We start from the raw sequence: 26,027 nt of genomic DNA, 5'->3' as shown, positions 1-26,027 counted from the left end.
AGACGGCTCGCGACCGCCGACGCCGCGAGCGCCCGGACGCTGACGCCGAGAAGAAGGAGGGGGCGCCCTATGTCGAGGCCAGGAGATCGATCGCCCGCCGCCGCGCCGCCTCCAGGTCGATGACGGGCGGCCCCTCCGCCGTCAGGAGATCCTTGAGCAGGGTCGACTCGACCTTGAACTTCGTCTCACCGACCGTCATGGCGCCGATCGCCAGGACACGCGGCGCGACCTCGACTCCGTCGTCCTGCGGCCGCACTCCGTCCAGGCCGTGCGGCGGGACGGCGTTGACGTCGGCGAGCACCTTGGGACCCTTGAGCGTCTCGATCGTCTTCCTCGAAAGAAGCGGCACGCCGGCGGCGCCGGTCGCGAGGACGATGTCCGACTCCGCCGCCAGGGCCGCCCGGTCGGCCTCGGCCGGTGCCGCGCGCGGCTCGACCGCGGCACCGAACAGCTCGCCGATCTCGTGCGCCGCGGCCGACGCCGATTCCCGGCCCCTCGACGTGAGAATGACCGTGGCGCCTGCGCGGGCGAGCAGCGCCGCGGCGGCGCGGCCGACGCCGCCCGTGCCGGCGAGCACCACGACCCTGACGCCCGGGAGTTCGCCCGGACCGCGCGTCCTGGCGAGCCCGGCGACGCGGGCCACGAGCGCCGCCGCCGTCGTGTAGGCGCCCTTCGGATCGATCATGAGCCCCAGAAGAAACGGCGGGAACAGGCTCGCTCGCGCCGCCTTGAGCATCGCCTCCGAGGCGGCCAGGCTCGAGCCGGAGAAGAAGACGGACGAGAAGCGCGCCCCCTTGGCCCCGCGCGAGAACATGATGTCCTGCACGAGACCGGGCACCATCCCGACGTCGACGGAGGGGTAGGGAACGACCGCGTCGAAGCCGGCGTCGTAGGCCATGTTGATGTCGAACGGACTGACGCGCGGATCCGACGAGACGAGGTACAGGAGGCGCTTTCTCTCCATCGGGTCTCAGGCGAACGGGTGCTTGGCCTTGTCCTTCCCCGCGAGGACCGCCTTGACGGCGGGCTCCCCCTTCATGGCGCGGGCGATCGACTCCTTGGTGGCCCGGTAGTTGAAGTCGTAGATCTTCTTCTTGTCGGAGGCCTCCCAGTGGATGAAGACGCCGACGATGACCACCAGGTTTTCCGCCTCGGCCTGCGGGATGATGTTGTCCGCCACCGAGTCGGCGACCGCCTTGGCGACCGCGGCCTGCGCCGGGCCGAACATCAGCACCGCCTGGTTCGCCCCCTTGATGGTGACCTTGTTCATCATCATCGTCGCGGGCTTCGTGAGCAGGTTCGGCTCCAGGACCGCCAGGAGGGCCGTGTGTCCCTGGTTCTGGTTGACGAGGGCGTTGGCGAAGGCCGTGCCGACCGGGCCGTTCTTCGGCCCGATCAGCAGATCGATGTGGGCGACTTCGTTGCCGTCGCCGATCAGCGATTCACCGATCAGGATGTCCTTCATGGGGCTTCCTCCTTACAATGGCGGACGTCGGCGGCCCCGCTCGGAGAGGCTCCGCCACGCCAAGCCGGATTGGATCGTTGCACGGCGTTTCACGATACAGGCTCTGCGACGGACCTTCTTAGCATACTGTAGTTCGGAGGTCAAAAATGCCGCCTCATCGATCGTCGCCGCTGCTGATGACGAGCGTTTCCGATGTCGAAGAGGCCGCGGCGGCACTGCTCGGGGGGGCCGACGTTCTCGATGTCAAGAACCCGCTCGAAGGGTCTCTCGGCGCCTGCCCGCCCGCCGTCCTGCGCGCCGTGGTGGCGCTCCGCGACCGGGCCGCGGCGACCGGCCGCCGCGTATCCGTCAGCGCCGCGCTGGGGGATGCGCCGAACCGTCCCGGCACGTTCGCGCTCGCGGCCTCGGGCGCGGCCGCCTGCGGTGTCGATTTTCTGAAGATCGGTCTGCAGGGCGTGCGGAATCGGGACGACTCCGCCGTCTTCCTGTCCGCGATCGTCGAGGCGGCGCGCGCCGCGGCGCCCGGTGTGCGCGTCGTGGCGGCGGCGTATGCCGAGGCGGCCCTCCTCGGCTCCATCGAGCCGGTCCTGCTGCCGGAGGTCGCAGAGTACTCGGGGGCGGACGGTTGTCTCATCGATACCGCCGGCAAGGACGGCCGCACCCTGTTCGATCATCTGGACCCCGGCGCCGTCTCGAGATTCGTGGCCGACTGCCGGGGGCGCGGTCTTCTGTGCGGACTGGCCGGCTCGCTGGGAGCCGATCACCTGCCGCTCCTCCTGGAGCTCGGCCCGGACGTGATCGGTGTGCGCGGAGCGATCTGCGAAGGCGGGCGGAACGGGCGGCTCGACCCCCGGCGTCTCAGCGCGCTGCGCGAAGCCCTGCTCGGCGCGATCGCGGGCCGGCTCCCCCCGCGTGAGTGACCGGGCGCCCCAACGCGCCGTTCCTGCGGACGACCGGCATGAACCGATCCAGTTCCGAGGGACGCCGCCCGCTCAGGACCCAGGTCACCGTCTTCGCCGGCAGCACCCCGGGGAAAAGAGGATCGACGATCCCACGGCGCGCCAGGCGGTCGGCCTCCGCCCGGTCCCGGATGCGCCCCGCCGTCTCCCGGAGGCTCTTCAGCAGGACCAGGTGCGCGGTGTGCAGTCGTCCGGCCAGGAAGGCGGCGATCGAATCGGAGGTCAGCCGGAACGAGCGCTCCAGGGAGCCCTCGCCCCGGACAAGGGACGAGGCGAGCAGGATCGGGACGCGACCCGCCTCGGCCACCAGCTCGGCCGCCCGCAGGTTGTCGACCGCGGTCGAGCGTCTGGTCAGCGATGAGAGGAGGAGGCCGTACTGATCCATCGCCAGGAGCGCCATGTGGTGCGCCGTCCGCTCGTCGATGCCGCGGCGCCGCATCTGCTCCCGCACCAGGTCCGCGAACACTCCGCCGCCCGGGACGACGAGCAGGCGTCTGCGCGCCGCCAGGAGCGCGATGCGCTGCAGGAGCGGACGCAGCGACGCGCCGCGGCCGAGACTCCCCCCGACCTTGAGCAGCAGATCCCAGCGAAACGGTGGCGTACCCCGCAAAACGGCGACCCTCCTCGCCGGATCCGCACAGGACGGATTCGCGGACCGTCCGCCTACCTACGTTGGTGCGCTCTCCTTGTCAACCAGAGAGCGCGCCGCGTCGGCGCTCGAATTCACTTCATGAAACGCGATCCCTCGATCTCTTCCGCCAGCAGCACGCCGAGCGCGGCCGCCGGCGCCGCCCGGCCCCAGTCGTCCCCGGCCAGGCCGGGAAAAAGACCGGCGAGGGGGGCCGTCTTGAGACCGGCCCGGCGGGCCGCTCTGTCGGCGAGAAAGACGCCGGCGCCCGCCGTGATCGCCACGGATTCTCCGGGCGGATCGCGGGACAGGACCTGGACGATCGCCTCCGCGACCTGTCCGACCTGGCGCTCCGCCAGGAAGCGGGCGATCGTCTCGATGGCGGAGGCTCCGATCATCCCGGCATCGGCGCACACGAGTCGGGCCAGGCGGGTTCTCGCGTCCTCGAGGCTGCGGCCGCGGCCGTCCGGGGTGGCCACGGTGTAGTCCCGCTCCGCGATCGTCCCCAGGATCCGGTGGACGTCCCCCATGATCGTGAAATGCTCGGGGGAGACGCGGCACCATCCGCCGTGCAGCGGCACGAACCCGGCGAGACTCGCGGGGGGCGTCCTCAGGCAGCCGGTGTACACCAGCTCCCCCGAGACGAGTCGCTCGGTGTCCGTGCGGCCGGCGGGGCACGGAGCTCCGCCACGGATCGGAACGATGTCCGTGGTCGTGCTGCCGACATCCACGAGCAGCGCCTCGGGGACGGCGCGCCCGATCAGGGTCGCCGTGGCCAGCCAGTTCGCCGCGGCCACGTCGAGCGGCCGCTCGCGCGCCTCGTCGATCGGGACGAGGCGTCCGCGCAGGTCGAGGACCCTCAGCGCACCCGGGAGAGCCTCGCTGCACGCGCCGAGGATCGCCCGCACGCCTTCCGGCCGGCTGCTCCAGGCGTCCGAGAGCTCGGCCGTCATCGTCACGGCGTGCGCACCGCCCCGATCGGCGAGCATGCCCCTCAGCCTTCCCGCCAGACCCGCCGGCTCCTTCCAGATCTCGAACGGGACGATCCGGGTCTCGATCGAGACGGACCCGCCGGTGGCGGTCAGTCTCGCCGATTTCAGATGGACGCCGCCGATGTCCCAGCCGAAATAATCCGCCATGTCCTCCTCGTGCCGAGGCCCCGGGCCCCGATCGGGCGCATCGCCGTGGCACCGTCGATCCTGAAGCGGCAGCGCCCGACCCGCGTGATGCGTTCCGGGAGGGGGCGGCCTGCGACCGCGTCCACGATCAGCGACGCCAGGTTCTCGCGGATCGAGACCCGGAGCCCCACGTAGGACGTGGTCAGGCGGGGGTTCACCTCGATCACCGTCGCCCCGGTCCGTCCGATCACGAGGTCGACCCCGAGGTAGCCGCGCACGCCGGCGCACGAATCGCGCAGCGCTCCGGCCGCGGCCCGGGCCGCCGTAACCGCCTCGTCGGCGCGCGCGTGGGGCCAGAAGGTTTCGCCGCCGAGGTACGCCGGGGTCCGCCCCCGCCGCAGTCTCTGCCTGTTGAGTCCGAGATCGAGGGTCGCCGCGGAGACCACGAGCGAGACGCTGGCCGGCGCCCCCGGAACGTAGTCCTGCGCCAGGAGATCGTCCCGGCGGGTCGCCCGGCGCACGACGTCGAGGGCGGCATCGATCTGCCGGCGGAGGCGCACGACCACGACGCCCTGGCCGCCGCACCCGTCCCGCGGCTTCAGGACGAACGGCGTCCTCATGCGGCGCAACGCCCGGCGCGCCGAGACGAACGCCAGGACACGCGTGCGCGGCGTCGGCACGCCGGCGGCGGCGAGGACGCGGGCGGTGCGCAGCTTGTCGGCGAGGAAGCGCACCGCCTCCGAAGAAGGGCCGAGCAGGGTGCGGCCGCTCCGCTCGACCAGGCGGCACAGCCTCTCCAGAATCCGGGACTCCTCGGGAGCCACGACCAGCGCCGCGTCGGCCCGGCGGAGGGCCGCGCGGAAGTCCCTGCGGCGCTCCACCACCAGGACGCGTGCCCCCGGCAGACGCGCCAGGTCGGCGACGACGGCGTCGCGCATGGCCCGTCCTTCCCCGGCTCTATCGGCGGCCGGAGCGACGCGCGGCAGGGCCGTAAAGTGCTCGAGGACGGCGATCTTCATGGGAGAATCTCTCCCGCGGTCCGGTGTCGAGGTGTCATCGCCCGATCGGAGGGGCCTTCCGGGAGTGCGGATTATACCCGTGATCGATCTTCGCGATGGAAAAGCGGTCCGCGGCCGTTCGGGCGACCGCGAGCGCTATCGTCCCGTCGAAAGCCGCCTGCCCGGGGGAGCCGCGGTCGATCTGTCGGACCCGGCCCTCCTCTTGTCGGCGTACCGCGCCCTCCTGCGCCCGGACATGGTCTATGTGGCCGACCTCGATCGCATCCTGGGTCGCGGCGACAACGACGCGACCCTGCTGGGCCTGGTCGCAGGCGCCCCCCAGGTCCGCGTCCTGTGGGACGGCGGTCTCTCCGGCGCCGCGGCGCTGGCGAGCGCGCAGCACGGCGGCCGCGTCGTCCCCGTGATCGGGACGGAAACGCTGCGCTCGATCGAGGAGCTGCGGCCGCTCTGCCGTTCCCGCTCCGGCAGCCGCCCGGTCCTGAGCCTCGACCTGAGCGCCGAGGGGGTCGTGAGCCGGTCTGCGCTGGTGGCGCCGATCGGCGAGGAGCGTCTGCTGGTGCAGGCGGGACGCTGCGGTTTCCGAACGGCCGTCGTCCTGCTCCTCGATCGCGTCGGCACGTCCCTCGGCCTGCCGTTCGATCGTCTGCGGCGTCTGCGCGCGGCCGCTCCGGACATGGAGCTGCTGGCGGGCGGCGGCATCGCTTCGATCGACGATCTCCTGGGACTTCGCGCCGCCGGTTTTGCCGGCGCGCTCCTCGCCACCGCCCTGCACGACGGATCGATCACCCCCGAAGACCTCGCGCGGGAGGGTTTCGTCCCGTGACAGGGATGCGCTCCCGGTCTCAGACGTCCTCGACGGACGACGTCGGAAGGCGCGGTGTCGCCTGGATGGTCCGGAAACGCCGCAGGAGCACCTGGCCGCTCGGCATTCCCTTTTTCTTGTGGACGTGCTTGCGCTGTGTGTAGTGCACGTCGACCCTGGACTCCTGGCGCGCACCGCTGTGATACGCGGCGATCTCGGCCGCGAGCTTGAGGGTGCGCTCGGGGAGCGCCTTGAGACGCTGCGGATTGCGCACGATCACGTGCGCTCCGGGCCGATCGGCGGCGTGCAGCCAGAAGTCCCAGGGCGAGGCGACGCGGAAGGTCAGGCTGTCGTTCTCCTGGCCGCTCCTGCCGACGAGGATCGACAGGCCGTCAGGGCTGGTGTGGCGCCGGACCCGCGTCGGCTCCTCCTTCGGCCGAACGGCCCGGGTGGACTTCGGAGCACGCGGGGCGTGCACCAGGCCGAGGCGGGCCATCTCGTCGCGCAGTCGATCGAGATCCTCGGGAGTCCGCGTGTCGGCGGCCGGCCCGGCGAGCGCCCGCCATTCCTGGAGACGCCGCCGGACGGCCTGGAGTCTTTTTTCGATCGCGATCACGCCCCGTTTGCCTTTCTTGTAGCGCTCGAACAGAAGGCGGGCGTTCTCCGGCAGCGGCAGGGCCGGATCGATCGGGACGGTCATCGGAGCGCCCGCCGCATCGTACGGATCGGGGACGACTGCCGTGTCTCCCTCGACCCGCACCCTGGACAGGCCGGCCAGGAGGGCCTCGCCCAGACGACGGTACCTGTCGCTCGCGCGCGCCCTGCCGAGCTCGTCCTCCAGCTTCCCGGTCAGCGTCGCCAGCCTCTCGATCTCCCTGCGAACCAGCGCCTCGTGGTGGTCCCGGAGATCCTTGAAGTCCCGCAGACGCTCGAGGAGCCCGAAGCCGGCCTCGGTGGCTGCGGACGGGCTGTCGAACGCCGTCGATGCGAGCCGGGGTCCTCCATCGCCGACGCTTTCGTTCCCCGGGCGAGGGGGGGCCAGGAGGGGCAGGGGCGAGACCAGGAGGTCGTTCCGGCCCGGGACCTCCCCTTCGCTCATCTCCTGGAGCGGACGGATTGAGTAGACCACCGGCGACCACGCATCCGAACGGGCCGCCTCGAGCAGTACCGCGAGCCGGCGCTCGGCGGCGGCCGCGTCGGCCCCGGCGGCGTCGAGATCGCGGGCGAGCAACGGGCTGACCTTCTCCAGGAAGCCGCGTGCGCCGCCGAACCTGTCCCGGGCGATCTCGATCGCCTCCGGACCGACCGGGATCGCGTCAAGTGTCTCGCGACCGGGCGGCGGCTGGTAATGCACCCCCACCGCGGGGGCGCGGAACTCGCTCCTGAGATCGCGGCAGTAGCCCAGGATGACCCCCCGGGCGTCGAGCAGGAACAGATTGGCCGAGCGGCCGAGAAGCTCGAAGATGAGACACCGCTCGACGGCGCCCCCCTCGCGGTCCCTCAGCCGGAAGCGCATCTCGACCACGCGATCCCACGGACGCTTCGTCAGGGAGGCGAGGACCGCCCCCGCGAGCTCCTGGTCGAGCCAGGCGGCGAACCGGTCGGGCGGCTCCTCGTCCAGGCGCCGCGCACCGAGAAGGTGCAGGCGGGGCAGATCGGGTCGGACGCAAATGAGCAGGTTGTCCCTGGACGGCGTCGTGAAGCGCAGGACGTAGCGGCTCCGTCCGAGGGAGACGACGCGCAGGACCTCGTGCTCCACCAGACGGGACGCGGCCTCCGAGACCACCGCGTGCAGAAGGAACTGGTCCATGGTCATCGAAGGGGCCCCTGCGGGGGTGCGATCGGTGCCCCAAAGAAAAAGGGGCGACCGGTCATCCCGGTCGCCCGTCGAGTGTCGTCCTGGCCGGCCCCCCCCCTCCGGGAGGGACGCCGCCCTTCTAGCGGTCGCGCACCTGCTTGATCCCGCGCGACACGGCGCGATCGATCTTCGCTTCCACCTGATCGGTCGGCAGCCTCTCGACCTCGGCGATCTCGCTGACGATGAGGTATTTCGCCTTGTCGAGCATGCGCCTCTCCCGGTAGGACAGGTTCTTCTGAAGCGCCAGGTGGCTGAGGCTCTTGAAAACGCGGGCGACTTCCGTGATCGAGCCGGTCCGCATCTTGTCGGAATTCTCCTGGAAGCGTCCCTTCCAGTCGTCGTAGAGGGTGATCTTCGTGTCCTTGAGGACGTCGAAGACCTCCTCGACCTCCTTCTTCGTGACCACGCGGCGCAGACCGACGTTCGTGGTGTTGCTGCGGGGTACCATCACCGTGCTGTCGTTGGCGACGATGCGCAGGGTCAGGAATTCCTCCATCCTGTCCCCCATCGTCCGCTTCTCGATCTGCTCGATGATTCCCAGCCCGTGGTTCGGATAGACGACCTTGTCGCCGATCTTGAATTCCTTGATTTCCAAAGTCTGCCTCCAAAGGACCCCGGCGCTCTGAGGGGCTCTGCGCTCGATAATGTGGTAGAAATCTTAGCAAAATTTGGGCCTTAGGTCAATGAGCCGGGTGAGACTTCGATGATACGCTTCGGCGTCGCTGGCTGGGATTACGCTGATTGGGCCGGAATCGTCTATCCGTCACCGAATTGGCGCGGCTTCGATCGTCTCTCGTATCTCGCCGGTTTTATGGATACGGTGGAGATCAACGTGACCTTCTACCGCCCGATCGATCCGAAGACGTCCCTCTCGTGGGTAAATCGCGTTCCCTCAGGCAGTTCGTTCCTGTTCACGGCGAAGCTGTATCAGGCCTTCACGCACGCGGGGTCCATCGATCTGGATCCCGAGGCTCGCACCTTTCTGGCCGCGGTCGATCCGCTGCTTCGATCCGGACGTCTGGGCGCGGTCCTGATGCAGTTTCCGCACGCCTTTCATGACCGGCCGGACAGCCGCGCGCACCTGTCCCGTGTCGTCCAGCGCCTGCCTGGCCTGCCGCTGGTGGCGGAATTCCGGCATCGCTCCTGGGACAACGAGGGGGCGCTCGCCTTCCTGAAGGAGATGGGGGTCGGGTTCTGCAATATCGACCAGCCGGCCCTGGGGTCGACCCTCCCTCCGACCACGCACGTCACGTCCCGGATCGCCTACGTCCGTCTGCATGGCCGCAACGCCGCGAACTGGTTCGCCAGGGAGGGTAAGCGGCGGGAGACCCCGGAGGTCCGCGGCACCGGGAGCGCGCGGTACGACTACCTCTATTCGATGGAGGAGCTGCTCCCGTGGGTGGAGCGCGTCCGCAGGCTCGGCGGGAGCGCCGAGGAGGTCTTCGTGATCGCCAACAACCACTACCGCGGCAAGGCGCCCGCCAACGCCCTGATGCTGAAGAAGACGCTCTCGGGACACCGCGTCCAGGCGCCGGCCGGACTCATCGCCGCGTATCCCGAGCTCGCGGAAGCGGCCGATCCCTTGAAGCCAACCGCGCGCGTTTCGAAGCAGGGCCGTCTGTTCTGATCGCGCCTAGCCGTTCGCCTCTTCGGCGACCTCGGTCTCGCTGACCGTCTCCGTCCCGTCCACGTCCACGGCGACTTCGCGGACTTCGTCGATCTTGCAGCTGCCGCACAGGGGGAGCTTGTCGAACTCGTGCCCGAGGTAGCGGCGGCGGATCTCCCTGGCGACCGGTCCGTTCCAGACGTCCCAGATGCTGCTCTGGGTGATGTTGCCGAGCACCTGCTGTCGGCTGTAGTCGACGCAGCAGAGGACCAGGTCGCCGTTGAACATGATGTAGGCCTGCTTGAAGAGCCTGGTGCAGGTCGTGTAGTAGGACATCGACCGCGTCCGGCTGAAGCTCTCGGCGTCCTTGATGTTCCCGCCGCGGTTCTCGAGCGTCGTGTACTTGGAGGCGACGCCGCGCGATCGCCAGTAGGCGACCGCCTTGCGGGCGTCGATGACGGCGGTGTCCACCATGGTGATCCAGAGTTTCGGCCGCTCCAGGTGGCGCTCGCGCTGCGTATCGATGAAGTGACCCACGTTCGCGAGGGTGCGCTCGAAATTCATGTTCCCGCGCATCGTCCTCTCGTACGACTCCTTGTCGATCCCCTGGAAGGAGATGTACAGCTCGTGGATTCCGTCCCCCATCTCGAGGAGCTTGTCGACCACGGGAGGCGTCAGGAAATGCCCGTTGGACGTGACGACGACCTTGCAGTCGGGGATCTTCTCGTTGATGTAGCGGATCTTGTCGAACAGATCGCGATCCATCAGCGGCTCGTTCATCAAGTACGGGCTGATGCGCCGCACACCGTGCTCGGCCGCCTCGTCGACGACCCGCCTGAACAGGTCCGGCGTCATCTTCCCTTTCGCCTGCGTCTCGTAGGTCTCGCCGTACGGGCAGAAGATGCAGTCGGCGTTGCAACCGGTGAAGGTCTGGATCTGGATCGTGCGGGGGAACGAGGGGACCGGGCGGCGCGTGAGCCTGTTCTTGACGCGGGCCCACGGGGAATCCCCCGGCTGGTCCATGTAGTAGCTGTTGATCTTCAGAGCGCCCATCAGACCCCGGCTCCGATCGACCGGTAGACGTCCTCGGTCTTCTCCACCATCCTGTCGGCCGTGAACTCCAGGACCCGCTTCTGCGCCGCCGCCGAGTACTGAGCCCTCAGACGCCGATCCTGCGCCAGGATGACCATCGCCCGCGCCAGCGCGGGCGCGTTCCCCGGAGGGACGAGAAGACCGTGGCGCGCATCTTCGACGATCTCCTCGATACCGTCAAGCGCAGTGGCCACCAGGGGCGTGCCCGCGGCCATCGCCTCCTTCAGCACCGCAGGCGAACCCTCGCCCGACACCGAGGATAGAACGAACAGGTCGAGGCCGGCAAACACATCCGGCATGTCGTCGCGAAAGCCGGCGAATACCACGCGGGACGTGATCCCGAGACGTTCGGCGGCGCGCCGCAGGGAGACGTCCGCCTCGCCCCGGCCAAACACGACGAAGCGCGCCTCAGGCATCTCCGTCGCCGCGTCGGCGGCGGCGGAGAGGAAAACGTCCAGCCCCTTGTGCGCGGCCAGATGCCCCGCGGTGCCGACGAGGAAGGCCGTGTCGGCGTCGTCCCCCAGGAGCGGACGCAGGGACTCCCGCAGCCGCGATCTCTCCCCCTCGCGGAAGCGTTGCGGATCGATCCCGGAGTGCACCACCGCGACGCGTGCCCGATCGAGCCCCTGGCGGATCAGCAGGCGGCGGATCGCCTCCGACACGGCGATGACGCGGTCGACGCGGAAGCCGTACTTGACGCGTCCCAGGACCCGCCCCCGCAGCGGGAACGACAGGCGTCGCGCCGCCACGATCCGCGGTCTGTCCCGCCACAGGAGAGTGGCCAGCGTCGCCAGCGTCACGGCGTGCGCCGTGTGCGCGTGCAGCAGATCCACGCGCTCCTCCCGCAGGGTCCGGGACAGGAGCCGGGCCGATCCCAGGTCGAGCTCGCCGCGGCTCCGGACAGGGACCGTCGCCAGTCCCGCGGCCGCGGCGCGCCTCAGGAGCTCGCCCTGCGGCGGCCCGGCGACGAGGCAGCGGTAGCCGCGCGCCCGCAGACCCTCGGCGAGACGCAGTGTCTGCGCCTCCCCGCCGCGCCAGTCGGTCTCGGTGTTGAGGTGCAGGATCGTCTGCACGGCGGGATCCCGGCTCGTCAACGAGGCCGCGCCTGCTGCCCGGGACGTGCGGTGTGCCCCGGCGCGCGGTCATGGCGCGGGCGCCGCTCCTCGTCGACCATCCGGCCGATCTGCTCCTGAGCCTGGAGACCGTCCGCCTCCACTTGGGGCGTGATTCCGGTGGCGCCCTTCAGGACGTGCATCTCCCACAGACGGGCGTACTTGAGGTAGACCGTGAAGGCCCCGAGCATCGACAGCACCAGCCCGTGCAGGCCCTCGAGGAACCCGAGACGGACGACGTACATCTTGAAGAAACGCGTCACGGGGCGGCCGAAGATCTGCAGCGCCCCCGCCCTCCTTCCATCCTTGTAGAGCTGCGCCGCCCCCCACTCGCTGTAGATCTGCAGTTTCCTCCAGTACTGCCCGAACGACCGGAAGGAGCGGTGCTCGAGCGGGTGGCGGAGAACCGGCAGCGGACCGGGGAGATCGATTTCCGCGTGCACCTCGCGGTCCTGGTAGCGAGCGACGTCGCGACGGAACAGACGGATGACTTTGTCGGTCCCCCAGCCGCACCGCCTGATGCGGCGGCCCAGGAAATGGTTCGCCCGCAGGATCCAGTAGCCGTCGTGCCGCGGACCCGAGACCAGGAGGGCCAGGATCTCATCCCTCAGCTCGGGTGTGACGCGCTCGTCCGAATCGACCAGGAGGACCCACTCGTGCGTCGCCTGGGGGATCGACCAGTTCTTCTGCTTCGCCGAGTACACGTATTCATGCTGCAGGACGCGCGCTCCGAGCTCGCGGGCGATGGCCACGGTCGCGTCGCTCGAATAGGAGTCGACGACCAGGATCTCGTCCGCGAAGCGCACCGAGTCGAGGCAGTCGCGCAGGGTGGATTCCTCGTTGAAGGTCGGAACGATGACCGTGAGCGGCGGTCGCCCGGCGCTCATCCCTTGTGCTCCTTGCGGGCTTCCTTCTGCTGCGTGCGATCGTAATCGGAGAGCATCTCCTTCGCCCGGGCGGCGAGCTTTCCGTCCGGCTGTTCCTGCAGCAGCCGGCCGATGAATTCCTCGGCCTCCGGACGATTGCCCACCGCCAGAAGACAGGTGCCGATGTCGAACAGCACCTGGGCCGTCCGGTTGTACTGAGGGTAGCGGTCGAGGATCGTGCGGTACCGATCGATGGCGGCATTGTATTTCTTGCGCTTCTGGTAGAAGCGGGCGACGACGCGCTCGTGCTCCGCCAGGCGGTCGTGGCACGCGATGATCTTCTTCTTGGCCTGCGCGACGAACGGGCTCGTCGGGTAGACGGTCTCCACCTTCTCGAACTCCTGGATCGCCTGCAGCGTGAGCGTCTGGTCGCGGTCCGGCGAGAGCGCCTGCTGGAACAGCGACATGCCGACCATGTACTGGACGCGGGCCGATTCTTCGTGGTTCGGATAATAGGTCAGGAAGGTGCGGAACGAGTTGAGCGCCTCACCGTAGTTGAGCTGCCCGCCGTCCTTGAAATAGGCGTCCGCGATGCCCAGCTGGATCTTCGGCAGGATGTCCCGATCGTCCGGCGGAACGCGCGGCATCAGCTCCTGCAGCATCGTGCGGCCCGTGTAGTAGTGCTTCTTCGCGATCCTCTGCATGGCGAGATCGTAGGCCTGCTGCGGCGGCAGGAGAGGCCGCTGCTTCTTGTGATTCGTGGCGCAGGCCGTGGAGCCGAGCAGGGCGAGCGCGAGCGCCGCGGCCGCGAGCGGGCGCCGGACGCGCAGGCGGAGATCGATCGACGAGGCCGTCACGCCAGGAGCTCGCGGAGCGCCGCGGGCAGGCGGCGCGGCCGTCCGCGGCGATCGACGGCAGCGTGGCTCGTGGTCCCGGTCGCCAGCAGGCGGCCGTCCGCCTCGGATTCGACTCGGTAGGAGAAGGCGATGCGCACGGCGCCCGCGCCCTCGACGCGCGTGACCACCCGCAGCAGGTCGTCGTAGCGCGCCGGTGCGTGATACGCGCAGGCGGCCTCGATCACGGGCAGGAAGATCCCGTCGTCCTCGAGGAGGCGGTAGGTGACGCCCTTCGCCCGCATCAGCTCCGTGCGGCCGACCTCGAACCAGACGAAATGGCTCGCGTGGTGGGCCACTCCCATGCGGTCCACCTCGGGGTAGCGGACCCTCACCTGCACGACATCGCCGCCGGACACCTCCTCATCCCCGCCGCGCGGGCTTCAGGAGATCCGCCAGGGCACGCGCGCGTCCCTTCGGATCGTGGCCGTCGAAGACCGCGGAGCCCGCGACAAGGATATCGGCGCCGTGCTCGCGGATCGCGACGATGTTGTCGGTCCCGATGCCGCCGTCCACCTCGATTCTCGCCCTCGCGCCCGAGTCATCGATGTGGCGCTTCAGCGAGGCGATCTTCGTCATCACCGTGGGAATGAAGCGCTGGCCCCCGAAACCGGGATCGACCGACATCAGGAGCACGTAGTCGAGGTCGGGCAGTATGTCGTGGAGCGTGGCGAGCGGGGTCGAGGGATTGAGCGCCACGCCCACGGCGGCCCCGCAGTCCCTGATGAGCTGCACCGTGCGGTGCAGGTGCGGCGTGGCCTCCTGGTGGACCGAGATCATGTTGGCGCCGGCTCGTGCGAAACGCTCGATGTAGAGGTCCGGCCGCTCGATCATCAGGTGAACGTCCAGGAGCAGGCCGGTCAGACTGTCGATGGCCTCCACGATCAGGGGACCGATCGTCAGGTTGGGGACGAAATGTCCGTCCATGACGTCCAGGTGGAACAGCCCCGCACCGCCCGCCTCGGCCGCGGCGATCTCGTCGGCCAGGTGACCGAAATCGGCGGTCAGGATCGAGGGCGCGAGCGCGGGGGTGGCCGGCAGGCGCGCTGCGGAGCGCGCCGGGTCCGCCTTCTCTTTGGGCAGCCTAGCCACCGTCCCGGCTCCGGCCGGCGACGGTGAGCGTCACGAGGTCGCCGCTGCGCACGGGGTACCCGGGTTCGGGATCCTGCGACGTCACCGTCCCCTGAGACGCGCCGCTCCCCGCGTCGTGGCGCAGCGGCGCCACGCGCACGCCCGCGCGCGCCAGGAACGCCAGCACCTCGTTCTCGCCGCGGCCGACCAGGTACGGCATCACGTAGACCCGCGGCCGGGCGCCGCGGCTCACGAGCATGGCGACCTTGGCGTCGCGCAGCCCGGCGCTCTCCGGCAGCGGGTCCTGGGCGATCACCATGTTCTCCTCGACCCTGCGGCTGTACACGTAGACCTGGTCTCCCAGTTTCATTCCCTGCTGCTGCAGCGTGATCTGCGCCTTGCGCGCCGCCCCGCCGCGCAGCTCCGGGATCGAGTTCACCTTGTTCCCGAGGCTGACGACGACCTTCACCTTGCGCTGCGGCTTGATCGATGTCCCGGGCGCAGGGTCCTGCGCCAGGATGCGCCCGGCATCGAGCGCTTCGTCGTTGCGCTGCGCCGCCTCCTCCAGGATCAGTCCCTGTTTCTTCAGGAGGGCGGCGGCGTCCTCGGAGGTCAGTCCCGAAAGGTCGGGAACCGCGACGTCCTGCCCGGAGACCGAACGCCTCACCGTGAGATAGGCGCTGAGCACTCCGACCGCCACCAGAAGCCCGGCGAACGCGCCGATCCACGCGAGGACGATGACTCCCCGGCGCATCTGATCTCGCTGCAATTCGTTGAAGATACGGGCCTCCGCAACGACGGCATGGTAGCACAGCGTTCCCGCGGGACCCAAGACGAGCGCCCGACAGAACCGCCTATCCGCTCCTGGACAGGACCGCCGCGAAAAACCCGTCCGTGTCGTCCCGGTGCGGCAGGGTCTGCAGGAAACCGCGCCCGTCCACCAGACGGTGCAGCTCCGGCGGAAGAATCGAGCGCGCGTCAACGAGGGTGAGATCCCCGCGCTCGAGCAGCAGCTCCTCGATCCGCTCCGGCCCCTCCTCCGGCTCGAGGCTGCAGACGGAGTAGACCAGGCGACCGTTGGGCGACACCAGTCCGGCGGCCGCGCGCAGCGCCCGTCCCTGCGCCCTCGCCGCCGCCTGGATGTCCTCCGGGCTCCGCCTCCAGCGGATCTCCGGGTGCCGCCTGATCACGCCCGTCCCGGTGCAGGGGGCATCGAGAAGCATCCGGTCGAAGAGGCCGCGCAACGCGGGTCGCTCCGCGTCCATGACCACCCGGAGGAGGCCCGCGATCCCCAGACGCCGGGCATTGTCGTCGAGAAGCCGCAGACGCTCGACGGAAGCCTCGGCGGCGACGATGCGGGCGCCGGGGGGCAGCGTCTCCGCCGCCGCCAGGAGCTTGCCGCCGGGTGCTGCGCAGAGATCGAGAAGGCCGCGCGCGGGGTCGATCGGCTGGAGGAGGAGCGCGACGATCTGGGCCGCCTCGTCCTGAATGTAGATGAGACCGTCGCGAAACACCTTCGTGTGCTGCGGCGCACCGCTGACCACCCGCAGGGCGCCTGGAAGCAGCGGCGACGGACCGGTCGCGACTCCTTCCTCCCGGAGCCGCCTCTGCACCGATTCGGACCCCTCGGACGGCTGCCTGAGGCGCAACACGGTTGGTGCGGGTCTGTTGAGCGTCTCGAGAAGAGACTCGCACTCCTCGCGACCGAAGCGCTCGAGGTAACGCTCGACCAGGAAACGGGGGAAGGAGTGCCTCTCGGCCAGGACGAGCGCCATGTCGGAGGACTCTTCGGAAGGAAGGAGGTGCGGATCGAGCCCCCCCTCCAGGAGCCGGCAGGCGGCCCGCAGGACGCCGTTCGCGAACGCGGCCGCTCCGCGGCCCCGTCGCGCGCGGAGCAGCGACACGGCTTCGTTCACGGCGGCGGCGCGCGGCACGCGCGTCAGGAACAGGATCTGGAACAGCGCCATCCGAAGAGCGAGGAGCGTGGGCAGGTCGATCTCGGAAAGAGGGCGCGCGGAAGTCGTCTCGATGAGCCGATCGAGCGTCCGTCTGCGGCGCAGCACGCCATAGACGAGTGTCGTGGCCAGGTGCCGTTCGCGCTCGTCCGGGACATGGATTTCCGCCAGCAGCAGATTGCTGCTCCCGCCGCGGCCCTCGACACCCTCCAGGACGCCGAGCGCCGCGCCGCGGGCCGTTTCAGGCCGGTGGCGCCTGTGCGAAGGTCTCGCCGACACGGATCATCCTTCCATTCGCCGCCTCGCGCGCCGTCATCACCTTGCGTCCCGGAAACTGCACCTGGAGGATCCGCAGCTGGGTATCCCCCTGGCATTGGACGACGATGGCGTCCTGCGCGGCGATCACCTGCCCGGGGGCGGGCCGGGGGCGGCGCGCGGGCGACGCTTCGAGCCCCACTTCCGCGCGGTGGATGAGGACAGGCCGCCCGTGCAGGTAGGTCACCGCCACGGGCCAGGGGTGGCAGCCGCGCACCTGGTTGGCGATGTCCTGGGCGCCGCGCGACCAGTCGATCCGGCCGTCGGCGCGGCTCAAGGACGGGGCCAGGCTCGCCTCGCCCGGATCCTGCTTCTCCGGCTGCAGCGCGTTGCGCGCGTGCAGGTCGAGCGTCCGCGACAGGAGCTCGGCGCCGAGATCGGCGAGTCGGCGGGTCAGCTCGCCGGCCGTCTCGTCCAGCCCGATGGCGCACTCCTGCTGCAGCAGGATGTCGCCGGTGTCGAGTCCCTGGTCCATTTTCATCGTGGTCGCCCCGGTGATCTTCTCTCCCGCCATGATGGCCCGCGCGATCGGGGCGGCGCCGCGGTACTTCGGCAGGAGCGATGCGTGCAGGTTGATGCACCAGCGCCTGGGAATCGTCAGGACCTCGGGCGGCAGGATGCGGCCGTAGGCCACCACGACGATCGCCTCCGGTCCGATCCCGGACAGACGTTCGATGAAATCCGGGACGGCGACCGATTCGGGAGTGATCACCGGAAGACCGGCCCGCCGGGCCTCCGCCTTCACGGGAGAGGGCTCGGGTGGCGAAGACTGCCGTCGGCGCGGTCGATCGGGCTGCGTGACGACCGCCAGGACTTCGTGCCCGGCCCCCAGGAGCGCGCGCAGGGAAGGCACGGCGAAATCGGGCGTCCCGAAGAAGACGATTCGCATGCTCCGATCCGCCGGGGACCCGGTCAAATTCTCAAACCGGGACCAGGTCCCAGTCCCCGGCACGCATCTTCTTCTGGACCTTCCTCTTGATGAACCGGCGCTTGAGGGGGCTGAGGTGCTCGATGAACAGCCGGCCGTGCAGGTGATCGATCTCGTGGTTGAAGGCGCGCGCCAGGAGGTCCCGGCCCTCCAGTGTGCGGATCCTGCCGTCCAGATCCATGGCCTCGATCACACAGCGCTCCGGCCGCGTCACGTTTTCGCTGAAACCGGGGAGACTGAGACAGCCCTCTTCTTCGGTGTACGAGCCGGAGGATTCGACGATCCGGGGATTGATCAGGACCTGCACCTCCCCCGGCTTCTCCCCGGCCGTGATGTCGACCACGGCGACCGACAGCGCCACACCGACCTGGTTGGCGGCCAGGCCAACGCCCGGGGCGGCGTGCATGGTCTCGATCATGTCCCTGACGAGACGCTCGATGTCGGGCGTGATCGCGCGCACGCTCTCGGAATCGATCGCGAGCACTTCGTGGGGATAGCGCAGGATCGGCAGGATCGCCATGAGGGCGATTGATTTACCACACGCCCGTCGAGGCGTCAAGAAATGCCGCGCCGTCAGCGCCCTTTGTCTTTGTCCTGGCCTTCCTCGGGCTTCGGCTGGGGCCTCGGAGGGGCGGGCCGGGCCTGCGGAGGTCGTTCCGGACGCTGGGGGGGCTTCACATCGGGTCGCGCAGGCGGTGGCGGCACGCGCTGAGCCTCGGTGCGGGGCCGGGCGCGCTCCCCGCGGACTCCATTGAAGAGCCTTCCGGCCGCTTCATCGGATTGGCCGCCCGGGCGGCGCGATTCGGTGCGCGGGGGCTCGCGGTCAGGCGCGTCCTGGCCGCGTCCCTGGTTCCCCGCCTGGGGGCGCGGACGGTTGTCCCTCGACGGCTCCTGGGGTCGCGCCTGCGGGGCGCCTTCTGCCCGCCCCGGTCCCTGGGAACGCTGCGGGGGCGCGACCCGCTCGCGCGGCGGTGCCGACTCACGCCCGTTCGGGCGCTGAGGTCCGCCCGCGATGCCGCGTGGAGGTGTCTGCGGGGGGGCCCCTTCTCTCGCCGGGCCGCCGGCACGAACTCGCGGGCGCCCGTTGGCATCGGACCGCGGCGGCGTCTGTCGAGGGCGGACGCCGGGGGCCTCGGGGCGGACATCGGGACGACCCCGCTGGACGCGCGCTTTGTCTCGGGGCTCCGCCGCCGGAGCGCCCCGCCGCCCGCGGGGGCCGGGCGCGACTCTCTCTACGGAGCGGAACGGCATCGCCTTGTTGTCGCGATCGACCACGACCGGCAGGGGGGCCCGCGTCTGGCGGACCGTCTCCACGAAGCGGGTGGCGCGCTCGGGTTTGCCGCCCACCTCGCGCGGGTTGAAGCGTGGGAGGCGCGAGGTGATCACGACGTCGGTGCCGCGCGGCAGTCGATCGACACGCACCCCTGCGCGCGGCGCACGCGGGTTGGTGAACTGGTCGACCGGCACGAACCGCCAGCCGCGCGGCTGCAGGCGCGTCACGTTGACGTTGACGACGTTGACGATGGTCACGTCCTGGAACACGGGCCGGTTGTAATAGTTCAGCGGGCACCAGCCGATGTGGGACGGACCGACTGCGAAGCTGACCCAGGCCCCGCTCCAGATGCGCCCCGGGATCCAGAACCAGCCGACATCGACGGCGAAGTCCCAGCGGCCGTAATGATACGGCGCCCAGCCCCACGGGTCGGAGGAGACCCATACCCAGCCGGTCGAGCACCAGGACCAGTAGCCGTTCACGTAGGGGCCCCAGGAGCCGGAGTAGACCGGCCTCCACACCCAGCCATAATCGGGGACCTGGCGCCAGGAGCCGTAGTAAGACAGCTCGCTCATGTAGGGGTGGACCTCGTACGGAACCTCGTCCACGACCTGGTCGACCGGCTCGTCCTTGTCGTGTCTGAGGTAGGCCTCCTGGCGACCCTCGCAGAAGCGGTCGAAGTCGTCGAGACGCGCCGTGTTGAACCGTCGCGACTCCGAGGGGGCCCGGCTGGGCTGCACGCTGCTGCGCTCCCCGGAGCGCACCAGGACCGACCCGTCGTCGCCCGAGAGCTCGGCCACCCCGCGGAACGAATACAGCGTGGTGACCCCATCCTCGGTCTCGATCCGGAAGCTCCCTCCTGAAAGCAGGTAGATCGACCCCGCTTCCGTGTCGACCCGGTACGTCTTGTTCTTGCTTTCCGGCTCGGGGGCCTCGATGCGGATGGCACCCTGCTCCAGCGCGAACAGGTTGGTGGCCTCGTAACGCGTGTCGATGTCTGCGAGATTCCGCACGTCGACATGCGTTCCGCGATCAAGCCACACGGTCGAGCCGTCCGACAGGCCGATCTCGGAACGGCCGTCCCCGGTCGTCAGGCTGTCGCCCGGAGCGATCGGGTCATTCACCGTGGCGTCCGCGACCTCTCCCTGACCGGTCCTCTGCAGGGTCAGTCCCCCCTCCAGGTAGCGCACGCGTCCGAAGGTGGAGCCGGAATCAGGATCCGGGTCGCGGTCGTCGGCCCGGGCCGCCGTCATCCGGCCGCCGAACGACAGGAGGGCACCAAGGATGAGAACGGGGAGGACGAATCGCGACCATCTCGGATTGGGACGCATGTTCCTGACCACCTTTCCCGGGAACCGATCCTCCGGTCCCACTCCCCGGCTAAGCCAATTCCGTGCCACGAGGTTCGAGGATCCTTCCCTCGCAATTGGCTGGGATTCTCCGCGCGGGGAGTCGAACCTCCCACCGGCAGCCTTGGAATGTCCCCCGGTCAAAGGGCACCGTCCTCGCCTCCGGACACCGCAGGGTCCGCTTGTGAGGTGCGCGTGGCCGAGGCTATACTGGCTCATGACTCGCCGCCTCGGTCATCTTACTCCCCTTGCTCTCCTCCTGTTCCTGGCGGCCCTGGTGCTCCTCCTCCCGACCGAGGCGGCTGCGCGGAAGGTCAAGCCGGACCCCGGAAAGGACAAACCGCGGCTGTCCCTGATCGCCGATCCGGCCTTCGGCTTCACGCCGGTGACCGTCACGCTCACAGGTCACCTTACGGGCGTCGACCTGCACGACCGGAACTTCTGCCACGCGGCGGTCACCTGGGTCCGGATCGACCCGGGCCAGACCGAGCGTGACAGCTTCAGGGTGCGCGAGGACCCCGCCTGCGTGCACCCGGACGAAGACATCTCCGTGGCCGACACCTTCAACAAGACCTTCGATCTGTATCGTCCCGGTTCCTACCTGATCCGCCTGGAGATCCAGGCGAAGGACGGGACACGGGTCGTCTCGACGTACACACGGGTCGAAGTCCTGCGGGTTCAGTAGGTCGGCCGCGGTCCGGGTCCACGGCTCAAGGCTGCTGTTCTTCGGGCCGGGGCTCCTCGGGCTGAGGCTGGCCGAGCTGCTTCAGGAGGCGATCCTTGACGCGCTCGCGCAGCTTCTCCTTCGCCCGCTCCTTGGCGGTTGCAGTCTGGGCCCGCGCATTGAGGCGGAAGGCCGGGCTGGCGAGGTTCCCTTTGAGCCCGAAATAGACGACCAGGCGGCCGTTGTCGGTGAGACCTCCCAGGCGCGCGTTCTTCTCGACCATCCCGCGCGTCGAGTCCTCCGAGAATCGCGCGGCGACGTCCAGATCCAGGGTCGCGTCGAGCCCGACATCCCCCTTTCCGTCCAGGTCGAGATCGGTGGAGTGCAGCTGCAGATCGTCGGTTCTGGCCCTCCCGTCGGCGATCGACAGGCCCGCCTTGAGGCTCTCGAATGGCGTGCTCTCCTTGCCTATTCCCTTTCCCCCCGCCAGCTCGAGAAGTGAGGCGACCTGCTTCAGAACGCTGATCGAGGTGAGCGATCCATCGGTCAGGAGAACGCGACCGGTGCCGCGCGCGGTCTTGAGGATTGCGTCCATTCCGGCTCCGCCGGCTTCAAGATCGAGGGTGCCCGCGAACCGGCCGCTGAGCAGCCCCTTCAGGGACGGGTCGTAGGCAGCCAGCAGCGGCTCGACATCGATCTTGTCCAGCCTGGTCGCGACCGCGTAACGCGGCACGGCGCGGGAGATGTCCACGCTGCCGGAACCCTGCACCGTCCCCCCGTAGAAGGAGGCTGCCAGGTCCTTGAGGGTGAGCACGCTCTTCGACAGGGACATGGAGGCGCGCAGATTGGCGAGGTCGAACGTCTGGAAGCGAATCTCCTTGACCTCGAGGCGGCCGCCGCCGCTGACCTGGTCAAGAAGGCCTCCGGAGGAGGCGGCGGCCGGTTCGGCGGATGGGGCGCCGGCCGCCGGCACCGCCGGCACCAGGGTCGCGATGATCTCGTTCAGGTCGAGACGAGGGGAGGTCAGCGTGAAGCCGATCCGTGGCCGCATGAAGTTCTCGACCTGAAGACTCCCGCGCAGGGAGGAGGAGCCGGCGCTGACCTTGAAGTCGTTCCAGACCGCCCGGTCGCCGTCCACGTTGAGAGACCCCGACAGGTCCTTGAGGGGGAGCGCCATTCCGGCATCGCGGTAGCTGAGGCCGCTCAGGACCAGACTCCCCTTGAAGCGGAGCGATTCAGGGCGCTCGATCGGGATATCGGCCGTTCCGTCGAGGTCGATCGAACCGCTGACCTGGAGTCCGGCCGGACGGGCCGCGCCGAGCCATGGCAGAAGGGTCACGAAATCCTCGGCGCGCAGCGCCCGGCCCCTGGCGCGCACGCCGATCTGCGGTTTCCCTCCGGGCGCGCTCAGCCGGGCCTCGGCCTTCAGGAGGCTCTTGCCCAGACCCGCCGAGAGGTCCAGCTCGGTCGGCTCCGCGCTGCCCCAGCCGCGGATGGTCGCGTCGACGGGTGCTATCACCACCTGGGCCCGCCGGCCCGGGACGACGGTGTCGTCGTAAACGAAGATGCGGCCCGAAGTGATGCGTGCCTTCTCCACGACCACGCCGGCGCCCGAGCCTGCCGAAGACCCCGAGGGCTTCGGCTGCGGCGCGGCGGAGGCGCGCTCCACCAGATCGTCGAAGTTCCATCGACCGCGGGCGTCCCGGATGAGAGTCAGGGTCGGACGGTGCAGCGTGAACGACGTCACCGTGGCGCGGCCCCGCAGCAGGCTGAAGAGTCCCAGCCGCACCGACAGCGAGTCGGCCGTCAGGGCGTTTCGGCCGGGGTAGGCGGCGGAATCGGAGAGGGTGATCGGTCCCCCGACCGACAGTCCCGGCGCCGGCAGGAGCGCGAAGGAGATCGTGCCGAGGCCGAAGGTCCGTCCGGTCGCTTCCCGGACGGAGGACACGATCATCGGCCGGTACCGGTTGACGTCCACCAGGAACGGCAGCGCGGCCGCCGCCAGGACCACCGAACCGGCCAGCGCGGCCACAGCGATCAGAATACGTCGAGCGGCGCGGCTCAGGGACGCCTCCTCCTCGCAGTCAGCGGGTCTTGTCCTTGTCTTCTTCCATGTAGGCCCGCGCAAGGCGCCGGGAGCGCGAGTATCCCAGGAGCGACGAGAAGCGGGCCATCTTGATCTGCCGTTTGATCTCTCCGAGTTTCCGCCGCGCCGCCTCCCGGCCCAGCTCGATGCACTCGAGTATCGCCGAAAAGTCCGCCCAGTGAACGTGGTCCACGTCGGGCTCGATCAGAACGTCCGCGAAGCGGCACTGCATGGTCTTGAGCGCCTCCGCCTTCAGCGCGTTCGCGCGCACCATGATGTTGAGACCGCTCCTGAGGCCGGAGGTGTCCTCGATCTCCTTCGAGACGTCGACGCCGATGACCAGGCTCGCGCCCAGCCGCAGGGCCGGCAGCACCGGGACCTTGCACATCCATCCGCCGTCGATGAGCAGCCGCCCGTCGATCGGGACAGGCGGCAGGAGACCCGGGACCGCGCTGCTGGCGCTGACCGCCGTTCGCAGGGAACCCTCGCGCAGGATGACCTCCTCGCCGCGGTTGATGTCGGTCGCGACCGCCGCGAACGGGATCGACGTGCTCTCGATCCGCACGTCGTCGAGGATGGAATTGATATTGTGCTCGAAGTGCTCGGCCGAGATCCACGACGTCTTCGCCATCGAGAACGAGTAGAAGATCCCCTTCTTGACGAGGGAGACGAAATTGTACAGGAGCCCCGGGCGCGCCTGGCGGCTCTCCTTCAGGAAGTCGAATCTGGATCTCTTGAACTGCTTGCTGAAAATGAACTCCCGGAAGCGCTCCTCGGTCGCCGCGGCGCTGCGCGTCGTGGCGTACACGCCTCCGACGAGCGCCCCGACGCTCGTCCCGACGATGAGGTCGATCGGAATCTGGCTCTCTTCGAGGGTCTTCAGGACCCCGATGTGCGCCAGCCCGCGCGCCGCGCCGCCCCCCAGCGCCAGCCCGACTTTGAACCCTTCGAACATCCACCCACCGGTCTGCGCGCACGATCCCGCGCCAGGGAGCCCGCACCGGCAGGCTCCGGCTCAATATAAGGTAGGGAGCGTCCGGAGGCCATCGAGCCGCGCAGAGCGGACCCGCCCACGGGCGTACCGACAGTCCGACCGCAGCGGGCAGCGCGGACAGTCGGGGGCGCGGGCCCGGCAGACACGCCGTCCCAGGGTGATCAGGTTGACGTGCGCCGTGAAGTACCGCTTTTGCGGGACGAGCCTGGCCAGGATCGCGTGGGTCCTCGCGGGCGTCGATCGGGCGGGTACCCAGCCCAGGCGGCGGGCGACCCGGTGGACGTGCGTGTCGACCGGAAACGCCGGCCGGCCGCAGGCGAACAGCAGGACGCAGCAGGCGGTCTTTTCTCCCACCCCTTTCAGTCCGAGCAGGTAGGCCTTCGCGTCCTCGATGGGGAGGCGCCTCAGCATCGAAAGGTCGAGCCTCCCGCGGTCGCGCCGGACCGCCCGCAGGACGCCCTGGATCACCCGGCTCTTGGTCTTCGCCAGCCCCCCGACGCGGATCGCGTCCTCCACGTCGGCCGGTCGGGCGCGCAGCACCCGCTCCCACGATGGAAATCGGCGGCGCAGCGAAGCGTACGCCCGGTCGCGGTTCAGGTCGTTGGTGTGCTGGGACAGGATCGTCAGGATCAGCTCGTCGAGCGGTTCGAGCCGCCGGGTGTGGCGCGGACGCCCGAACGCCCTCTCGAGCCGGTCGAGTGCCCGTTCCACGCGCCTTGGCAACTACTGGGTCCCGGGTGCGGGCAGTTGAGTGAACCGCCCGTCGCTCATCACCATGTCGTCGGCGCTGCCGATCCGCCCGTCGGCCCCGGGGCTGGTGAGCGTGAAGCTCTTCGTGTCCGATTGATACGCGAGCGTATTGCCCCAGGCGTCGACGGTGACGGGCGACGGCAGGAACGCCGGCACGAGCGCAGCGGTCGCCTCCTGGATCGACGTCCCCGGGGGGTACCCGCCGCGGTCCATCGAGTAGGTCGTCAGCGCCTTGCCGATGTTCTCCATCGTCCCGCGTGTGCCAATCAACTTGCCCTGATCGATGGCGTGCAGGACCTGGTGCGCCGCCTGCTCGCCGGTCTTGCCGCAGGCCGAAGCAATGAGCGCGGCCGTCAGCGCAACCAGAAGCGCGATGGGGCCCGCTCGACGCGGCTCCCCCCGGACCATGTCCGGCTCAGGCGATTCGGCGGTGTCGTGCATGTCCGTCAGTCCTCCTGACGACTTCCGCGGGGATTGTAGCGGATTTCCGGCGCCGGCGGGCCGTCACGGGGACGACGCGGACGCTGTGATAAGATTTCCGCGAGGCGCTGCCCCTTGCAGAACCCGCCGGACCCGGACGACCCGCATGCCGTAGAGCGAGCCCGGATGGTCCTCGAGCAGATCGAGCGGCGCGGTGTGGTGGATCCGAGGGTCCTGCGGGCCATGGAGTCGGTGCCGCGCCACCTGTTCGTGCCGGAGTCCTTCCAGACAAGCGCTTACGAGGACGCGCCGCTGCCGATCGGGGAGGGGCAGACGATTTCCCAGCCGTACATCGTGGCGTTCATGAGCGAGGCGATCCGACCCCGGCCGACCGACCGGGTGCTCGAAATCGGCACCGGTTCCGGGTACCAGACCGCCGTCCTGTCGCTCCTGGTGCGGCACGTGTTCACGATCGAAATGCGGCCGCAGCAGATGGAGGCGGCGGGGGCGCGGCTGCGTGAGATTGGATGCGCGAACGTGACGGCGCGCGTGGGAGACGGGCACGACGGCTGGCCGGAGGAGGCGCCGTTCGACGCCATCCTCGTCACCGCCGCGCCGCGCGAGACTCCGCAGGCGCTTCTCGACCAGCTCGCGGTCGGCGGGAGGCTGGTCATCCCGCTCGGCGCGCTCGATCAGGAGCTCGTGCGGCTGACGCGCCGGGAGCGCGGGTTCGATCGCGAGACGCTTCTGCCCGTCCGTTTCGTGCCGTTGACCCGGGACCGGCGGTCCCGGGACTGATCCACT

General features: G+C 69.6%; 27 protein-coding genes. 5 read left to right on the top strand and 22 right to left on the bottom strand.

Translation table 11 applies throughout. The annotated features are described in order from the left end of the window. Nucleotides 1–67 precede the first annotated feature (67 nt). Nucleotides 68–964 (bottom strand): methylene-tetrahydromethanopterin dehydrogenase N-terminal domain-containing protein, encoded by an 897-nt coding sequence (locus tag VEW47_02010; protein HYS03944.1) that lies wholly within the window; start codon nt 962–964, stop codon nt 68–70. A gap of 6 nt (nt 965–970) precedes the next feature. Further along, entirely contained in the window at nt 971–1,465 is a 495-nt protein-coding gene (gene fae, locus VEW47_02005) for a formaldehyde-activating enzyme (GenBank protein ID HYS03943.1), read from the bottom strand. Nucleotides 1,466–1,611: 146 nt separating this feature from the next. Between fae and VEW47_02000 the strand changes: the two genes are divergently transcribed. Further along, nucleotides 1,612–2,385 carry a (5-formylfuran-3-yl)methyl phosphate synthase gene (locus tag VEW47_02000; GenBank protein HYS03942.1) on the top strand — a complete coding sequence of 258 codons (774 nt, stop codon included), beginning with the start codon at nt 1,612–1,614 and terminating at the stop codon, nt 2,383–2,385. Here VEW47_02000 and VEW47_01995 read toward each other — a convergent pair. The 3 genes from VEW47_01995 to VEW47_01985 form a co-directional block, all read right to left on the bottom strand. Continuing rightward, nucleotides 2,324–3,034, bottom strand: coding sequence for a hypothetical protein (locus VEW47_01995; protein ID HYS03941.1), 711 nt, complete (start codon nt 3,032–3,034; stop codon nt 2,324–2,326). The genes VEW47_02000 and VEW47_01995 overlap by 62 nt on opposite strands. 113 nt (nt 3,035–3,147) lie before the next feature. Continuing rightward, complete coding sequence (locus tag VEW47_01990) at nt 3,148–4,191, bottom strand: hydantoinase/oxoprolinase family protein (GenBank protein ID HYS03940.1); 1,044 nt, start codon at nt 4,189–4,191, stop codon at nt 3,148–3,150. After that, nucleotides 4,149–5,189 carry an ATP-grasp domain-containing protein gene (locus VEW47_01985; GenBank protein ID HYS03939.1) on the bottom strand — a complete coding sequence of 347 codons (1,041 nt, stop codon included), beginning with the start codon at nt 5,187–5,189 and terminating at the stop codon, nt 4,149–4,151. The genes VEW47_01990 and VEW47_01985 overlap by 43 nt, the downstream gene beginning before the upstream one ends. A 79-nt stretch (nt 5,190–5,268) precedes the next feature. On the opposite strand from VEW47_01985, the gene VEW47_01980 reads away from it, so the two are divergent. Then, nucleotides 5,269–6,012 carry a HisA/HisF-related TIM barrel protein gene (locus VEW47_01980; GenBank protein HYS03938.1) on the top strand — a complete coding sequence of 248 codons (744 nt, stop codon included), beginning with the start codon at nt 5,269–5,271 and terminating at the stop codon, nt 6,010–6,012. Nucleotides 6,013–6,031: 19 nt separating this feature from the next. Here VEW47_01980 and VEW47_01975 read toward each other — a convergent pair whose 3' ends face one another. Beyond that, nucleotides 6,032–7,801 carry an NFACT family protein gene (locus tag VEW47_01975; protein HYS03937.1) on the bottom strand — a complete coding sequence of 590 codons (1,770 nt, stop codon included), beginning with the start codon at nt 7,799–7,801 and terminating at the stop codon, nt 6,032–6,034. Between the two features lie 127 nt (nt 7,802–7,928). Further along, a complete protein-coding gene (locus VEW47_01970) occupies nt 7,929–8,444 on the bottom strand; it encodes a CarD family transcriptional regulator (GenBank protein HYS03936.1) in 516 nt (171 codons plus the stop codon). A gap of 108 nt (nt 8,445–8,552) precedes the next feature. On the opposite strand from VEW47_01970, the gene VEW47_01965 reads away from it, so the two are divergent. Then, nucleotides 8,553–9,476 (top strand): DUF72 domain-containing protein, encoded by a 924-nt coding sequence (locus VEW47_01965; GenBank protein HYS03935.1) that lies wholly within the window; start codon nt 8,553–8,555, stop codon nt 9,474–9,476. Nucleotides 9,477–9,482: 6 nt separating this feature from the next. On the opposite strand, the gene VEW47_01960 is transcribed toward VEW47_01965, so the two are convergent. The 11 genes from VEW47_01960 to VEW47_01910 form a co-directional block, all read right to left on the bottom strand. Then, the gene (locus tag VEW47_01960; GenBank protein HYS03934.1) at nt 9,483–10,508 is read right to left on the bottom strand and encodes a radical SAM/SPASM domain-containing protein; all 1,026 of its coding nucleotides are present in this window, start codon (nt 10,506–10,508) and stop codon (nt 9,483–9,485) included. Continuing rightward, entirely contained in the window at nt 10,508–11,620 is a 1,113-nt protein-coding gene (locus tag VEW47_01955; GenBank protein ID HYS03933.1) for a glycosyltransferase, read from the bottom strand. Before VEW47_01955 ends, VEW47_01960 begins: the two co-directional genes overlap by 1 nt. A gap of 17 nt (nt 11,621–11,637) precedes the next feature. Continuing rightward, nucleotides 11,638–12,546: a glycosyltransferase family 2 protein gene (locus tag VEW47_01950; GenBank protein ID HYS03932.1), complete on the bottom strand. Its 909-nt coding sequence runs from the start codon at nt 12,544–12,546 to the stop codon at nt 11,638–11,640. Further along, the gene (gene bamD / locus VEW47_01945; GenBank protein ID HYS03931.1) at nt 12,543–13,382 is read right to left on the bottom strand and encodes an outer membrane protein assembly factor BamD; all 840 of its coding nucleotides are present in this window, start codon (nt 13,380–13,382) and stop codon (nt 12,543–12,545) included. The genes VEW47_01950 and bamD overlap by 4 nt, the downstream gene beginning before the upstream one ends. Continuing rightward, the gene (locus VEW47_01940) at nt 13,379–13,777 is read right to left on the bottom strand and encodes a thioesterase family protein (GenBank protein HYS03930.1); all 399 of its coding nucleotides are present in this window, start codon (nt 13,775–13,777) and stop codon (nt 13,379–13,381) included. The genes bamD and VEW47_01940 overlap by 4 nt, the downstream gene beginning before the upstream one ends. Nucleotides 13,778–13,781: 4 nt before the next feature. After that, complete coding sequence (rpe, locus tag VEW47_01935) at nt 13,782–14,501, bottom strand: ribulose-phosphate 3-epimerase (protein HYS03929.1); 720 nt, start codon at nt 14,499–14,501, stop codon at nt 13,782–13,784. A gap of 1 nt (nt 14,502) precedes the next feature. Further along, nucleotides 14,503–15,243, bottom strand: a complete 741-nt coding sequence (locus VEW47_01930; GenBank protein ID HYS03928.1) for a PASTA domain-containing protein — start codon at nt 15,241–15,243, stop codon at nt 14,503–14,505. A 100-nt stretch (nt 15,244–15,343) separates the two neighbouring features. After that, entirely contained in the window at nt 15,344–16,723 is a 1,380-nt protein-coding gene (gene rsmB / locus VEW47_01925; GenBank protein HYS03927.1) for a 16S rRNA (cytosine(967)-C(5))-methyltransferase RsmB, read from the bottom strand. Next, nucleotides 16,686–17,648, bottom strand: a complete 963-nt coding sequence (gene fmt, locus VEW47_01920) for a methionyl-tRNA formyltransferase (GenBank protein ID HYS03926.1) — start codon at nt 17,646–17,648, stop codon at nt 16,686–16,688. Before fmt ends, rsmB begins: the two co-directional genes overlap by 38 nt. Nucleotides 17,649–17,679: 31 nt before the next feature. Further along, nucleotides 17,680–18,207 carry a peptide deformylase gene (gene def / locus VEW47_01915; GenBank protein ID HYS03925.1) on the bottom strand — a complete coding sequence of 176 codons (528 nt, stop codon included), beginning with the start codon at nt 18,205–18,207 and terminating at the stop codon, nt 17,680–17,682. 53 nt (nt 18,208–18,260) lie between these two features. Next, nucleotides 18,261–20,291: a DUF6600 domain-containing protein gene (locus VEW47_01910; protein HYS03924.1), complete on the bottom strand. Its 2,031-nt coding sequence runs from the start codon at nt 20,289–20,291 to the stop codon at nt 18,261–18,263. 235 nt (nt 20,292–20,526) lie between these two features. On the opposite strand from VEW47_01910, the gene VEW47_01905 reads away from it, so the two are divergent. After that, nucleotides 20,527–20,994, top strand: a complete 468-nt coding sequence (locus tag VEW47_01905; GenBank protein ID HYS03923.1) for a hypothetical protein — start codon at nt 20,527–20,529, stop codon at nt 20,992–20,994. 25 nt (nt 20,995–21,019) lie between these two features. Here the strand turns inward: VEW47_01905 and VEW47_01900 are convergent, their stop codons facing one another. From VEW47_01900 to VEW47_01885, 4 genes are read right to left on the bottom strand one after another with little or no spacing between them, the layout of a single operon-like run. Continuing rightward, the gene (locus VEW47_01900; protein HYS03922.1) at nt 21,020–23,005 is read right to left on the bottom strand and encodes an AsmA family protein; all 1,986 of its coding nucleotides are present in this window, start codon (nt 23,003–23,005) and stop codon (nt 21,020–21,022) included. A 52-nt stretch (nt 23,006–23,057) separates the two neighbouring features. Further along, nucleotides 23,058–24,014 (bottom strand): patatin-like phospholipase family protein, encoded by a 957-nt coding sequence (locus VEW47_01895; GenBank protein HYS03921.1) that lies wholly within the window; start codon nt 24,012–24,014, stop codon nt 23,058–23,060. 60 nt (nt 24,015–24,074) lie between these two features. Next, nucleotides 24,075–24,764 (bottom strand): endonuclease III, encoded by a 690-nt coding sequence (gene nth / locus VEW47_01890; protein HYS03920.1) that lies wholly within the window; start codon nt 24,762–24,764, stop codon nt 24,075–24,077. A 12-nt stretch (nt 24,765–24,776) separates the two neighbouring features. Further along, nucleotides 24,777–25,244: a type II secretion system protein GspG gene (locus VEW47_01885; protein HYS03919.1), complete on the bottom strand. Its 468-nt coding sequence runs from the start codon at nt 25,242–25,244 to the stop codon at nt 24,777–24,779. 114 nt (nt 25,245–25,358) lie between these two features. On the opposite strand from VEW47_01885, the gene VEW47_01880 reads away from it, so the two are divergent. Further along, nucleotides 25,359–26,021 carry a protein-L-isoaspartate(D-aspartate) O-methyltransferase gene (locus VEW47_01880; protein HYS03918.1) on the top strand — a complete coding sequence of 221 codons (663 nt, stop codon included), beginning with the start codon at nt 25,359–25,361 and terminating at the stop codon, nt 26,019–26,021. The last annotated feature ends 6 nt before the right edge of the window (nt 26,022–26,027 follow it).

This window comes from Candidatus Dormiibacterota bacterium (genome assembly GCA_035635555.1).
Lineage (GTDB): Bacteria > Acidobacteriota > Polarisedimenticolia > Gp22-AA2 > Gp22-AA2 > Gp22-AA3.
The sequence above is the reverse complement of the archived record's forward strand: the minus strand, read 5'-3'. Positions and strand labels throughout refer to the sequence as shown.